The 13,962-nt window shown below is 55.6% G+C and carries 12 protein-coding genes; 7 read left to right on the top strand and 5 right to left on the bottom strand.

The annotated features are described in order from the left end of the window. Positions 1–78 precede the first annotated feature (78 nt). Positions 79–1,152, bottom strand: coding sequence for a type 2 periplasmic-binding domain-containing protein (locus tag KJI95_RS05510; RefSeq protein WP_214506125.1), 1,074 nt, complete (start codon positions 1,150–1,152; stop codon positions 79–81). 186 nt (positions 1,153–1,338) lie between these two features. On the opposite strand from KJI95_RS05510, the gene KJI95_RS05505 reads away from it, so the two are divergent. After that, positions 1,339–1,545 (top strand): ribosome alternative rescue factor ArfA, encoded by a 207-nt coding sequence (locus KJI95_RS05505; RefSeq protein ID WP_214506124.1) that lies wholly within the window; start codon positions 1,339–1,341, stop codon positions 1,543–1,545. A gap of 88 nt (positions 1,546–1,633) precedes the next feature. On the opposite strand, the gene rimO is transcribed toward KJI95_RS05505, so the two are convergent. Then, positions 1,634–3,055, bottom strand: a complete 1,422-nt coding sequence (rimO, locus tag KJI95_RS05500; RefSeq protein ID WP_214506123.1) for a 30S ribosomal protein S12 methylthiotransferase RimO — start codon at positions 3,053–3,055, stop codon at positions 1,634–1,636. Positions 3,056–3,293: 238 nt separating this feature from the next. On the opposite strand from rimO, the gene KJI95_RS05495 reads away from it, so the two are divergent. Beyond that, complete coding sequence (locus KJI95_RS05495) at positions 3,294–3,998, top strand: SIMPL domain-containing protein (protein ID WP_214506122.1); 705 nt, start codon at positions 3,294–3,296, stop codon at positions 3,996–3,998. A gap of 146 nt (positions 3,999–4,144) precedes the next feature. Here KJI95_RS05495 and KJI95_RS05490 read toward each other — a convergent pair whose 3' ends face one another. Continuing rightward, positions 4,145–4,645, bottom strand: a complete 501-nt coding sequence (locus KJI95_RS05490) for a GNAT family N-acetyltransferase (protein ID WP_214506121.1) — start codon at positions 4,643–4,645, stop codon at positions 4,145–4,147. Between the two features lie 170 nt (positions 4,646–4,815). Continuing rightward, positions 4,816–6,327: a mechanosensitive ion channel family protein gene (locus KJI95_RS05485; protein ID WP_214506120.1), complete on the bottom strand. Its 1,512-nt coding sequence runs from the start codon at positions 6,325–6,327 to the stop codon at positions 4,816–4,818. A 243-nt stretch (positions 6,328–6,570) separates the two neighbouring features. Here KJI95_RS05485 and KJI95_RS05480 point away from each other — a divergent pair, with 243 nt between their 5' ends. Then, positions 6,571–7,479, top strand: coding sequence for a zinc metalloprotease (locus KJI95_RS05480; RefSeq protein WP_349356705.1), 909 nt, complete (start codon positions 6,571–6,573; stop codon positions 7,477–7,479). 65 nt (positions 7,480–7,544) lie between these two features. Here the strand turns inward: KJI95_RS05480 and KJI95_RS05475 are convergent, their stop codons facing one another. Further along, positions 7,545–8,648 carry a phosphoribosylaminoimidazolesuccinocarboxamide synthase gene (locus tag KJI95_RS05475; RefSeq protein WP_214506119.1) on the bottom strand — a complete coding sequence of 368 codons (1,104 nt, stop codon included), beginning with the start codon at positions 8,646–8,648 and terminating at the stop codon, positions 7,545–7,547. Positions 8,649–8,992: 344 nt separating this feature from the next. Here KJI95_RS05475 and KJI95_RS05470 point away from each other — a divergent pair, with 344 nt between their 5' ends. From KJI95_RS05470 to KJI95_RS05455, 4 genes are all read left to right on the top strand, one after another. Further along, complete coding sequence (locus KJI95_RS05470; protein ID WP_214506118.1) at positions 8,993–9,328, top strand: ArsR/SmtB family transcription factor; 336 nt, start codon at positions 8,993–8,995, stop codon at positions 9,326–9,328. Between the two features lie 57 nt (positions 9,329–9,385). Further along, on the top strand, positions 9,386–10,399 hold the full coding sequence (locus KJI95_RS05465) for an ArsJ-associated glyceraldehyde-3-phosphate dehydrogenase (RefSeq protein WP_214506117.1): 1,014 nt from the start codon (positions 9,386–9,388) through the stop codon (positions 10,397–10,399). A 5-nt stretch (positions 10,400–10,404) separates the two neighbouring features. Beyond that, positions 10,405–11,616, top strand: coding sequence for an organoarsenical effux MFS transporter ArsJ (arsJ, locus tag KJI95_RS05460; RefSeq protein WP_214506116.1), 1,212 nt, complete (start codon positions 10,405–10,407; stop codon positions 11,614–11,616). A 104-nt stretch (positions 11,617–11,720) separates the two neighbouring features. Next, positions 11,721–13,949 (top strand): bifunctional diguanylate cyclase/phosphodiesterase, encoded by a 2,229-nt coding sequence (locus KJI95_RS05455; protein WP_250885571.1) that lies wholly within the window; start codon positions 11,721–11,723, stop codon positions 13,947–13,949. Positions 13,950–13,962 lie beyond the last annotated feature (13 nt).

Genomic DNA, 13,962 nt, shown 5'->3' with positions numbered 1-13,962 from the left:
GGTTCAGGATCCGTGGTTCAGGATCTGTGATCAGGATCCGATCGATCTCGGCGAGGCAGATTATTCAGGGAAGACCAGTTAAGTCGGGCGAGGCCGGTCGAGTCTGGGGGCGGCTTCTTTTTCCGCAGATTCTGCATCAAGCTTAGGAAGCTCGGTCTGATTGGTTTCCGGCTGTGCTTTTTCAGGCCCGATTTCAGCCCGAGCTTCAGTCGTAGTTTCAGCTTCGTTTTCTGTTTGAGTTTCCGGTACTGGAACAGTTTCTGGCTTTGCAGCTTCTGGCGTTGCGGTTTGCGGCTCTGGCGCTGGCAGGGTCGCCCTGGCTTCACTGCGCTCCAAAAGCTCGCGTGCTTTGGGGTAAATGGCGAGTTGCAGCATGGCGTCTGTGGTGCCTTCCTGCTGCATCTTTTCAAGCTCGGCGGCAAAGCGATGGGCTATGCTGCCCTCGCTGCTGCGTTTGGGTTGATTGCTTGGGCCTATCGGGAGGTCGGTTCGAAAATCCGGGTTGGTTTCATCCTGATAATGCGGGCTTTTACGGGAAAACCCCAGATACATTTCCCGCTCGGCCTCGCAGCAGTGCTGATGCAGTTTAAGGCCGCTGATTTGGTCGCGTTCGATGTAATAACTCAAGGTATATTCATCGTAAATGAAAAAGTCGCCCTTGCTGGCTTTAAGCATCGACAATGCCTTGGGCACATCCAAATCCATCGGCTGGCGCTTTTCTATGCCCGGTGGCAAGCCGCCCAGATCATAGCCGCCCGGCGACATCAACAGCAGCATGCCAAGGTTCGCCACTTCGGCGGTGCTGCGGATTTCAGGGATATTGTCGCGACTCACGCCGATATAGTGCTCGGGCAGGCCGTTGGCAATGAAGTGGGTAAAGCGCAGCCGGTCGCGGTTAAAGCCAAGGCTTGGGTAGAAGTCGATATTGCCGTGCATCAGGTCGCGGATAATGCGGTTTTTTGGTGCCCGCACGACTTCAAGCTCGCAGCCAATCCGTTTGGCGGCGCTGCGGTAAAGCTCGACAAACACCCCGGTGTTATTAGGCTCGGCATTAATATAGGGAAGGCGTTCGCTGGTGCGATAACCCATGGTCAGCACACAGCTCCAGCTGGGCAGGGCAACGATGAACAACAGGGCAAACAGCAGCCGCATCGAATTGAACTCCGGATATTATTCTGGTTATGGTTACGAGGTTCACCCCAATGAAGTTACACAGAATTTTGTCGAAGCGGAATAGCAAAGCGTTGCTGGAACGTGAATTTTTATCTGGATCTGTCAACCGCTGTTGCCGTATTATCGGCACGATTTTTAAGCAGCTTTTTATCTGCAGGAGTATCCATGAGCAAAAGCCATGAACACGGCCGCGGCGACATCCGCGATAACGCCATCAAGGCGCTGGTGACATCGGATTTATTTCGCCAGCGGGTGGAAAAATCCAAAAAAGGCAAAGGTTCCTACCAGCGTAAGGAACGCAACCACAAGGGGCATCAGCACAAGGGCGATGCCCCTTTTGATTTCTGGGGTTTGTGTTTGCTGCCTTGCTGATGCGCCTGCTTTTTCTTCAGTTTTTGGCCATAAAAAAACGGGCACAGGGCCCGCTTCTTAATGCGATAACCTCAGTCGGCATTGAGGATCAGTCTTCCAGAGCCACAAGCTCCGCCCAGAGATCGTGCTCGTCTGAGGCCACGATGCGGGCACGTACCATGTCGCCCGGGGTCAGTTCGGTTTCGCCGTTGATAAATACCATGCCGTCGATTTCCGGAGCATCGGCGTAAGAGCGGCCTATGGCGCCTTCTTCGTCCACGTCATCAATCAGGATATCCAGCTCGCGGCCAACCAGACGGGCCAAACGTTCGGCGCTGATCTCGGCCTGCACCGCCATAAAGCGCTCGTATCTGTCTTCTTTGACTTCTTCGCTGATAAGCTCGGCCAGGGTGTTGGCCACGGCGCCTTCGACTTCGGAGTACTTGAAGCAGCCAACGCGATCGAGGCGTGCTTCACGCAGGAAGTCCAGCAGCAGCTGGAAGTCTTCTTCGGTCTCGCCGGGGAAGCCGACGATGAAGGTAGAGCGAATCACCAGATCCGGGCAGATCTCGCGCCAGCTCTTGATGGCTTCGAGCTGACGGTCGATGCGGCCGGGGCGCTTCATCATCTTCAGGACGCGTGGGCTGGCGTGCTGCAGCGGCAGGTCGAGGTACGGCAGGATCAGGCCTTCGGCCATCAACGGGATCAGCTCGTCAACCCAAGGGTAAGGGTAAACGTAGTGCAGACGCACCCAGGCGCCCATTTTGCCAAGCTGGCGGGCGAGGGTGGTGATGTCTTGCTTTACTGGCATACCGTTCCAGAAGTCGGTGCGGCCGCCCTTGTCTTTGCCGTAGGCGGAGGTGTCCTGGCTCACCACTAGAATTTCCTGCACGCCGCTCTCGACCAAACGCTTGGCTTCATCGAGCACGCTGCCTACGCCGCGGCTGTCCAGATCGCCACGCAGCGCCGGGATGATACAGAAGGTGCAGCGGTTGTCGCAGCCTTCAGAAATCTTCAGGTACGCGTAATGCTTGGGGGTCAGCTTCACGCCGGTTTGCGGAATGAGCGAGGTAAAGGGGTTGTGCTCGGGTTTTGGTACGTACTTGTGCACGTGACTCAGCACCGCCTCGTAGCTGTGGGGGCCGGTGATTTCCAGCACGTCAGGGTGTACCTGACGGATTTGGTCTTCTTTGGCGCCCAGACAACCGGTTACCAGCACCTTGCCGTTTTCTTCCAGCGCTTCACGGATGGCGTCCAGTGATTCTTCCACCGCGGCATCGATAAAGCCGCAGGTGTTTACAATCACCAAGTCGGCGTTGTCGTAGCTGTTGGTCACCTCGTAGCCGTCGATACGCAGCTGAGTCAGGATGCGCTCGGAGTCCACCAGGTTTTTCGGGCAGCCGAGGCTGACAAAGCCAATGCGGTTACCGCCTTCGCCTGCGCTGTCGGATGAGTCGGCGGCAATGGTCTTGGCCGGCGCATCGAGAGTGGTGGTCTGCTTGGGATCAAAAGTATCGACTGTCTTGTTCAAGGTTCGCGTTCCGAAAATGGCTGAGCTAATCGGGGCCGGCAACCTGTGCCCGCAGCGGGGCGGGAGTATACCGGCAAAAAAAGTGCGCGCGATTATACCGCAGATGCACCAAAGGTACAGGGTGTGTGGTGAAATTTTGTGCAGGTCGGCGTGGGAAATTTTTTTGAAAAAGTTTAACCCCTTTTGCCAAAGCCGCCGTTTATACGGGTAGAGCGATTTGAAAACCAAGGAGAATTCCATGAAAAAATCACTGACCGCCGTTTGTCTTGCCAGTTTGCTTGCCACTGTAGCCCCCGCAGCGCTGGCGGCGGAGTTTCCGACCCTTGAAACCACAGGTGTGGCCGAGCTTAAAGTCACCCCCGACACCGCAGTGATCTCGGTGGAGGTGCAATCCCGTGGCGATACGCCCAAGTACGTGAAAGGTGCGTCCGACAAGGCGGTTGCGGGATTTATCCGCCGCCTCGAAGAAGCCGGGGTCAAGCGCGAGCAGATTGAGAGCGCCAACCTTATCATCAACCCTGAGTACAAATACCACAAAGACGCCGAGCCGCAGCTGGTGGGCTACAGCGCCAATCGCCGGGTGACAGTGCGCATCAGCGACCTAGCGCGGGTGAACGATATTCTCGACTCGGCATTGACTGAAGGCATTAACCGGGTGGGTGACATCAGCTTTGAGCTTGTCGATGACAGCGCCGCCCGCGCCAAAGTGCGCGAGCTTGCCATTCTCGATGCCCGCAGCAAGGCCGAATCGCTTGCCAAAGGTTTTGGCAGCGATATCGATAAGGTGTGGAATATCCGCTACTTCGAGCAGGGTCCGGTGCGGCCTGTGATGTACAAGGCGGCCGCCATGGAGGCCGACAATGCGGCGGTAGGGGCAAGCTATCAGTCAGGTGACATCACCCTATCTGACCGGGTGGAAGTTACCTATCGGCTGCGTGATTAAGCGCCAAGGCGATTACATGGCAGCGCATTTAAGCTTGGGTTTTGAGGCGTAAGACCGCCAACTCTGAAGCCAAAAACCAAAAGCCAAAAACAATATAAGAGAGCCTAATCGGCTCTCTTTTGCGTTTTAGGTAGGCGGGGCTGCGGTTATTTGCGGCCTAGCTTTAGCTGATAAAAGGCTAAATCGAGCCAGCGGTCAAACTTGAAGCCCACTTCTTTTAAGGTGCCGCTGTGCTCAAAGCCAAGCTTTTGATGCAGCGCGATACTGGCACCGTTGTCGGCATCGATGGCGCCCACCATCATATGCAGCCCCTGTTCGGTCGCGGCCTTGATAAGTGCACGCATCAGGCTGTCGGCTATGCCTTTGCCGCGATGTTCAGGATGCACATACACCGAGTGCTCCACCGAATACAGGTTGGCCGGAAAGCCACGAAACGGGCCGTAACTGGCAAAGCCCATCAACGTGCCATTTTCATCAAAGGCGCCGAGCACCGGGTATTTGCCGGCCTTTTGGGCAAACCAATCCTGAATTCGCGCCGTGTCCCGGGGCTGGTATTCATACAGCGCCGTGGTGTGGGCGATGGCATGGTTGAAGATGGCGCGAATGGCTTCGCCGTCCCGGTCAAACTGACAAAAATCCAGCTGCATAATTGATGAGTGCTAAGGATGAAAATAACAAGATGAGGCGCCAGTATGCCAAGGTCGGCATCCGGGCGCCAGATGGCTTAAAAGGTTAAGCGGGGCTTATTCGTACCTTCGTTAACTGTTCGCACTGTCTAACTATTCGTACCTTGCTCAACTGTTCGTGCTGACCAAAACTATTCGCGGCCAAAGAGCTTCATCATTAAATTCAGCAAGTCTTTGTTTTGTTTTGGCGGCTGATGATTTGCCTCGCGGGCCAGTAAATCCACCAACTCCTGCTGGCGGGCATTCAGCGCCTGATGCAGCGGCTGCAGCATCTCTTCGCGGGCCATAAACAGCGACTGGAACATCTCCTGATTAATGCGATAACTCTCGACCGTGCCCTTGGCGATAACCGAGAAGCTGCTCGGCTCACCGGTGAGCAGGCTAAGCTCGCCGCAAAAATCACCTTGTTTGAGTACCCCGAGGGTCAGCGGCCGGCCATTTTTCTCAAATACCAGCTCTGCCTCACCTTTAATGATAATAAACAGCCACTTGGTTACTTCACCCTGGCGCAGGATCTGGTCGCCATTCACAAAAGGCGCGAACCTCAGGCTATCGGCGAGTGTCATCAGTTCATCTTCCTGCAGCATGGCAAACAGCGATAGCTTTTTCAGGGTCGAGATACGCTCGGCGGTGTGGCGCTTGTGGCGCGCTTGCTGCTGCTGTTGCTCCTGAGTCATCAGCACACTGACCACGGGCGGCGTCAGGCGGCGATCGTTACGCCTGAGCGCCGCGTCTATCAGGGTGCGGACGACGGAGTCGGTCGGATCGTCACAGGCAAGATCAGTCAGCCAATAGCGCACCGCGTAATGGGCGATGCCTTTTTCAACGCTCATCAGCAGGCAGTCGGGTTTGGGATAGGTTGCCACGTTGGGCAGCTGGGTTTCCCGCAGCGCCTGCTCCACCAGCGCAATAATCTGGGTGGGCAGAGTGTCGAGGGTTAAGTCGAACCAGATCCAACGGCGCCACTGCTGGTTTTGCCCCTGACGGCGCCCAAGCACGGTAAAGCGCTGTTTTAGAAGCAAACTATTGGGAATGACCACGGTTTCCCAGTTGCGGGTTTCTATGGTGGTGGCGCGCCAGTTGATTTGCACCACCCGCCCCTGCACTGTGTCCACCATCAGCCAGTCGTCAATGCCGATTGAGTTATCCAGCTGAATGGAAATACCGGCCAGCAGGTTGCCGAGGGTATCCTGCATTGAAAACGCGATAATGGCGGTAATGACCGCCGAGGTAGTGACTATTTCCCCAAGCGACAGCCCGGTGGCATACAGGCGATACAAGCCCCAGCACACATAGGCCACGGCCACCACTATGTCGGCCACAATTTGCGGCACCCTGAATTTCAGCGTTGGCAGGAGCAATCCAAACAGCAACTGGCCCCAAATGCGGATAAGTACCAAGCCCATCAGCAGGGTCACCAGCTCAGCCAGCCAGTGCTGGGGCAGGGGCAGTTTGAGCCAGCCGCCTTCGTATTGCACCATCAGCGCCAGAATGAGCACCCCAAAGGTCAGGCCGACCGATGCCAGCAGCTCGCGGCGGCTTTTGCGGTTTTTGATGGCGTGAATACTCATCAGCACCAGGGTGAGGCCGAGCCAGGCAAAATGCTCGGCAATCCAGATGAAAACAGGCAGGCTCGATGTCATGGCTTTCTCCTTGTCATTGATGAGTATAGCCATTTGTTTTGCACTGTTATTCCGCCGGTAATTTAGCGTGCCGCGTAGGGTATAAAAGTTTGTTTTAACATTTGATTAACTATTGGCGTTTGGCTACTTTGAAGCTTGCATCATGCAGTCGTGGATGAGCGGTGGCTGCGATTTTGGTGTCTCCAATGTCCCTGTCTGCTTTGGCGTCAGGGGCAATAAAACCATCAAAACAAGGAGCCCATTGTGAGCTTAAAAATGAAGACCTCTACCCTGATCCTCGCCCTTGGATTAACCTCCATCCCCATGGTCGGCAGCGCCCAGAATGACAACGCGCTGGAAAATGCTAACGGCAACGCAGCGTTTTTACGCTGTGGTACCAAACACCCCACGGCCCAGGAAGCCGAGCTGACTGAGAAACACTTTCAAACCCTGAGAATGGCCAAAGGTGGCGGCAGTGGCAGCGGCTATCAGGCCCGCGCCAATGGCTCTGTGGTGGTGGATGTGTATCTGCACGTGATAACCGACAGCACTGGCAATGGCGCGCTGTCGACCAGTGCCATTAACGCCCAATTAAATGTGCTCAACAACGCCTACGCTGATACGCCTTTTACCTTCCGTTTGGTGTCGACCGATGTGACCGCCAACAACAGCTGGTATACAGCGACCCACGGCTCCACTGCTGAAAAAGCGATGAAAACTGCGCTACGTAAAGGTGATGCGTCGGATCTGAACTTCTACACCAACAACATGGGCGGCGGCTTGCTGGGCTGGGCGACCTTCCCGAGCAGTTATGCTTCCGATCCGTTAAATGACGGTGTGGTGGTGCTTTACTCCAGTCTGCCGGGTGGCAGCGCAGCACCTTATAACGAAGGTGACACAGGCACCCACGAAGTCGGCCACTGGCTTGGGCTTTATCACACCTTCCAGGGCGGCTGCAGCGGCAATGGTGATTATGTTTCCGATACGCCCGCCGAGCGCAGCGCCGCTTATGGCTGCCCGGTAAACCGCGATTCCTGTACCGGCAAGCGTTATCCGGGCCTTGATCCTATCACCAACTTTATGGATTACACCGACGACGCCTGTATGTACGAGTTTACCCCCGGACAGGCCACCCGCGCCGATGAGCTGAGTGCGACTTACCGTAATCTGTAATCGCGAAACCTGAATGCAAAAGGCACCCGAAGGTGCCTTTTTATTTGCGTCTGAGTGGCCTCAGATTAATCCACCAAACCGTACTGCTCTTTGAGAATGGCGACGATTTCGGCTTTCGGATTGTTACTTAACTCAATCTTGCGGCCGGTGACCTTCTCGGCGATGCCGGTGTAGGTGCGGGAGACGTTCATCATGGCGTCCAGCGGCAGCGCGTTGTCGCGGGCCAGGGCTTCACGCTCAGGCATCCGGTCTTTGTTGAGCAGGATGTCCGGGTCGGGGAAGTGATTCAGCAAAAACTGGCGGAAACCTTCTTTGGAGTTTTCGACAATTTTGCCGTCGCGGTAGGCGGCGCCGTCCCAAATACGGGAAGAATCCGGGGTGCCCACTTCGTCCATGTAGATCAGCTTGGAGTTGCCGTTGCGGTCTGTGACATAACCAAATTCAAACTTGGTATCCACGAACACCTGATCGAGCTTCGCCAGTGCTTCGGAAATCACCCCAAAGCCCTCTTTGAGCAGCTTTTCATAGAGGTCGATATCCTCTTTCTTTTCAAAGCCAAAGGCTTCGAAATTGGCTTCGATATCGGCGCGACTGATGTTCACATCGTCCTGCTCTGGCACGCCGGGGATGCCGGTCAAAATGCCCTTGGTGGAGGGGGTGATCAGCAGCTCAGGCAGCTTTTGATCTTTTTCAAGACCTTCCGGCAGGGTGATACCGCAGAATACCCGCTCGCCCTTCTGGTAGGCGCGCCACATGGAGCCGGTGATGTACTGGCGAATGATGGCTTCAACCTTGATTGGGCGGGCTTTTTGTACAATCCACACAAAAGGATGCGGGATTTCAAGAATATGGCTGTCGGCCAGGCCGTTTTCTTTAAACAGACCAAACCAGTGGTTGGAAATGGCATTGAGGGCGGCGCCCTTGCCGGGAATACCACGCAGATCGCCCTCGCCGTGGAAGATGCAATCGAAGGCAGAGATACGGTCAGAGATCACCATGATGGCCAGCGGTGTGTCGGCAGGCACATCGTAGCCGCGTTCACGGATCAGGCGGGCGCTGTCGGCCTCGGTCAGCCAGTAAACGCTGCGAACCTTGCCGCTGTGCACAGGTTTGTCGGTACGGATAGGCAGGTCGTTGTTCACGGCCAGTACGGAATCAGCAAGACTCATGACGAGTATTCCTCAAAGCTTCGTAGTGTGTAGGGTTAAGATGTTTTGAGTGCTCAGGCACTTTTTTATTCAGTTTCAATTGAATAGCCAGTTTTTGCTCTAAGGCGTTAATGCCGCCTGCGGGCGCAGATGACACACGCCAGCGGCTTGGGCTTAACACCGGTAAACAGGTCGGCATTGCCGCCTGTGGCTATTCGGCCCGGCCTGCGTTGGGCGGGGCAAAAAAAGTGGCGCCATTTTACCCTGAAAGCCGCCGCTTGGATACTGCGAAGGCGGGATGGAATCTTGCTATATATGTTTTTTCGTATATTCTTTTTTCCGTATATTAATTCCGGAGCAGGTCAATGGATGTAGTGGGCTTTTTCAAGGCGCTGGCCGATGACACCCGGCTTAGGATCCTGATGCTTATCATCGGCGAAACTGAGCTGTGTGTGTGCGAGCTGACCGAGGCACTGGGATTGAGTCAGCCCAAGATCTCCCGTCATCTGCGGCTGCTTAAAGACGCGGGCCTGCTGCAGGACAGACGTCAGGGCCAGTGGGTCTATTACCGTCAGGCAGATAGCCTGCCCGAGTGGTGCGCCGGACAACTTTCCCATTTGGCCAACAAGGGGCCAGACTGGTTACAGGGCGAGAAAAAAAGATTATCTGCCATGGGCTGCCGCCCGGGGCGCTGCTGCTGATTGCCTGCAATGACAGGCGCAAGAATGAACCTGCCAAGGCAGGCTTGAGAGGACAAGATGGGCAAGATTAAAGTTGGTATTAACGGTTTTGGCCGCATGGGCAGACTGACACTGCGCGCAGCCTGGGGCAATGATGATATTGAATTTGTGCATATCAACGACCCGGCAGGTGATGCCACGGCGCTGGCGCACCTGCTGGAGTTTGACTCGGTTCACGGCCGCTGGCAGCACCCGGTGGCGAGCGATGGCTGTAATATTCTGATTGGCGATGCTCGTATCTCAACCAGCATGAACAAGACCATTGAAGAAACCGACTGGTCTGGCTGCGATCTGGTGATTGAAGCCTCAGGTAAGATGAAGACCAAGGCGGTGCTGGAGGCTTATCTTGCCCAGGGCGTGAAGCGTGTAGTGGTAACGGCACCGGTGAAAGAAGAAGGCATCCTCAACGTGGTGATGGGCATCAACCATCAACTCTACCGCCCCGATGAGCATCCGATCGTTACCGCGGCCTCCTGCACCACCAACTGTCTGGCGCCTGTGGTCAAGGTGATTCACGAGGGGCTTGGCATCAAGCATGGTTCCATGACCACCATTCACGATATCACCAACACCCAGACCATTCTGGATGCGCCCCACAAGGATCTGCGCCGGGCGCGGGCCTGTGGTATGAGCCTTATTCCCACTACCACCGGCAGTGCTACCGCCATTACCCATATCTTCCCCGAGCTCAAAGGTCGCCTCAACGGCCATGCGGTGCGGGTGCCGCTGGCCAACGCGTCGCTGACAGACTGTGTATTCGAAGTGGAGCGTCCCACCACTGAGGTGGAGGTGAATGCCTTACTGAAAGCCGCAGCCGAAGGTGAGCTGAAGGGCATTCTTGGCTTTGAAGAGCGGCCGCTGGTGTCGATTGATTACCGCACCGACCCACGCTCCAGTATTGTCGATGCCCTGTCCACCATGGTGGTCAACGGCACTCAGGTGAAGCTCTACTGCTGGTACGACAACGAATGGGGCTACGCCAACCGGGTTGCCGAATTGGCGTTGATGGTTGGCCGGATGGATAAGGTGTAACGCATATGTTTGCGAGCCGCAGCCAGCTGACCCCGGAGCAGCGCCAATACCTGTTGGTGACCGCCAACTACTGGGCCTTTACCCTCACCGACGGCGCCCTGCGGATGCTGGTGGTGCTCTACTTCCATCAGCTTGGCTATGGGCCGTTGGCGATTGCCATGTTGTTCCTCTTCTATGAGTTTTTTGGGGTGGTGACCAATCTCGTTGGCGGCTGGCTCGGTGCCCGGATTGGTCTTAACCGCACCATGAATCTGGGCATGGGGCTGCAAATTCTGGCGCTGGGCATGCTGCTCGCACCCGCGGCCTGGCTTACTGTGCCTTGGGTGATGGCGGCGCAGGCGCTTTCGGGGATAGCCAAAGACCTTAATAAGATGAGTGCGAAAAGCGCCATCAAAACTCTGGTGCCCAAAGAGCAGCAGGACGAAAAGCTCTTTAAATACATCGCCCTGCTTACAGGTTCTAAAAACGCCCTCAAGGGCGTGGGTTTCTTTTTGGGCGGCGCGCTCCTGTCGCTGCTTGGCTTTACGGGCGCTGTGGCAATTTTGCTCGTGCTGCTGGCGCTGATTTGGTTTGATAGTCTTGCCGGACTAAAGCAGGAACTCGGCAAGGCCAAGAACAAACCCAAGTTTAAAGATATCTTTTCGAAAAGCCGCAACATCAACATCTTGTCGGCAGCGAGGCTGTTTTTATTTGCTGCCCGGGATGTGTGGTTTGTGGTGGCCTTGCCTGTGTATCTGGCGGCGCAGTTTGGCTGGGATCACTGGCAGGTGGGCAGTTTCCTTGCGGTCTGGATTATTGGTTATGGGCTGGTGCAAACCTCGGCGCCACTCATCACCCGCCGGGCCGGGCGGACGCCGGGCGGTTTTGAGGCCGTGCTTTGGGTCAGCCTACTGATGTTTACCCCGGCCATGATTGCCCTGGTGCTGGATTGGGGGCTCTACTGGCTGCTGGCGGGATTGCTGCTGTTTGGCGCGCTGTTTGCGGTTAACTCGTCGCTGCACAGCTTTTTGATAGTCCATTATGCCGATGAGGATGGGGTGTCGCTCGATGTGGGCTTCTACTACATGGCCAATGCTGCCGGGCGGCTGCTGGGCACCCTGTTGTCGGGGCTGGTGTTTCAGCTCTGGGGGTTAAGCGCCTGTCTGTGGGTGAGTTGTTTGATGCTCCTTGCCACGGCGATTATCAGTTTGCGTTTGCCAGGGGCTTTGCGCGGCTGACTTTACCTTTTTCCATAGCTGCTACACTAATAGTCATGCTTGCCTTAGCGGAATGACTATGAATCACATCACGGGGTTGCAGCAACAAGAGGGGGAGGTCGGCCTTGACTAAGCTCTTTGCCAACGCGAGGAAGGCCGATGCGCCCGAAGAGCAGGAACAGCCTAAGCTGGCTCCCTGGAAAATCGGCATTATAGACGATGAGCCAGCCATCCATGATGTTACCCGGCTGGCACTCAAGCATGTGCGGATTTTTGGCCGCAATATCGAGTTTGTCTCGGCCTACAGTGCCAAAGAGGGTTTTGCGCTGGTGCGGGATAATCCGGACATGGCCATGGTGCTTTTGGACGTGGTGATGGAAACCGACGAAGCCGGCTTGATGCTGGTGGATCGCATCCGCAATGAGCTGGGCAACAAACTGGTGCAGATAGTGCTGAGAACCGGCCAGCCCGGTTACACCCCCGAAGAAGAAGTTATCCTCAAATACGAAATCAACTCCTACAAAACCAAGAGTGAGCTGACCCGCAATAAGCTGTTTACTGTGGTGGCCACCAGTCTGCGCTGTTTCAACCAGATGGATGCAATAGAGCGCAGCCGTCAGGGGCTGCGGTCGGTGATTAATGCCGCCGCCAATCTGTTTCAGGAGCGTTCACTCAACGAGTTTGCCAGCGGCGTTTTGGATCAGATTGATGCCCTGTTCAACATCAAGGCCGACAGTCTGTTTTGCGTCTCCAAACGGCCGCTGAATGGCCCTTTCTCGCTGGACTCGGGTCATCAGGAATTTTTTGTGGTCGCGGCCAGCGACAAGTTTCGCACCTTCTACGGTAAGAGCCTTGATGAGCTCGACCCCGAGCTTGAGCAGTGCAAATGGGTACATCAGACACTGCACACCAATCAGCATATGTTTTTCCCCAATGGCAGCTGCCTGTACCTGTCGACCCCCTCCGGCTGGCAGGGAGTGATAGTGGCTGAAAATGCCAGCGGCCTGACAAGGGTCGATCAGGAGCTGTTGCAGGTGTTTTGCCTCAACGTCGCCCTGGGGCTGGAGAACGCCAAGTACTTCTCCCATCTCAATAAGGCCGCCTTTTTTGACGAGCTTACCGGCCTTTATAACCGGGCCGGGTTGATTGAATACGGCGGCGGCTTTTTACGCCGTGGCGGCAGCGGCAAGGCCTGCCTCTATATGCTGGATATCGACTATTTTCATCAGATTATTGAGTCGCTTGGCTATGAGCTTGGCAATAAAATACTGGAGAAAATGGCAAGGGTGCTGCGCAAGGAGTTTTCGGCCCGGGGCATGATAGCGAGATTGCACGCCGACGTGTTTGCCGTGCTGTTGCCGGAGGGCAACTTAAGCGCCCATGAGCTTGCGGTACGATGCGCCAAACCGTTGATGATTGACGAGCAGTCGATTCGACTTGGTCTGACTGTCGGCAGCTCAGTGCTGGAAGATGGTGAGGAGACCGACATAGAGCGGCTGCTGCGCCATGCCGAATCGGCGCTCAAAGTTGCCAAAGAGCACAGGCGCGGCTCAGGCGAAACCTTTGACAAGCGCTATGAGCAGGCGTCCCGCGACAGCATGACTGTGCTCAATGACTTGCGTATCGCGCTTGAAAACAAAGAGTTGTATCTGGTGCTGCAGCCCAAGGTCAATATCCACACCAAGGCGGTGATGGGGTATGAGGCATTGATCCGCTGGCGCCACCCTGAAAAAGGCAATGTGCCGCCGGGCGCCTTTATTCCGGCGGTTGAAAAGTCCGGTTTGTACTACACGTTGGACTTGTACGTGGCGCGGGCGGCCTGTGAGCTGATAAACGCCCATCCTGAGCTTAACGTACCTATTTCAATCAATATTTCTGCCAACTCGTTGCATCACGAAACCTTTGTTGATGATCTTAAAGCCGAGTTTATCGCTGCCCGAATCCCCTTTGCCAAGGTCGAGCTGGAAGTGACCGAAAATGCGCTGGTGCATTCAGACCGGGCCATTGGCGAGTTGCACCGCTTGCATCAGTGCGGTTTTGCCATTTGTCTGGATGACTTTGGCGCCGGCTTTTCATCCCTTGGCTATCTGCTGCGCTTACCAATCCAGGTGATAAAAATCGATCGCGCCTTTATCTCCCATCTGACCGACAGCGACGAGGCCAAGGCGGTACTGGAGGGCATTATCAAAATTGGCCGCGATCTGAAAAAGCAGCTGATTATTGAAGGGGTTGAAACCGAGGCTCAGCTGACGTTACTTCAGTCGATGCAGGTGGACTTTGTGCAGGGCTTTTTCTTTTACCGGCCGCTGCCTGTGCCGGAAGCGCTGGCCTTGCTCGGTTCCCATCAAAACTAAGCCAGGCTAAGCC

It is taken from the genome of Shewanella jiangmenensis (assembly GCF_018596335.1).
GTDB lineage: Bacteria > Pseudomonadota > Gammaproteobacteria > Enterobacterales > Shewanellaceae > Shewanella > Shewanella jiangmenensis.
Note: the sequence above shows the minus strand (reverse complement) of the source record. Positions and strands in the feature narration are given on the sequence as shown.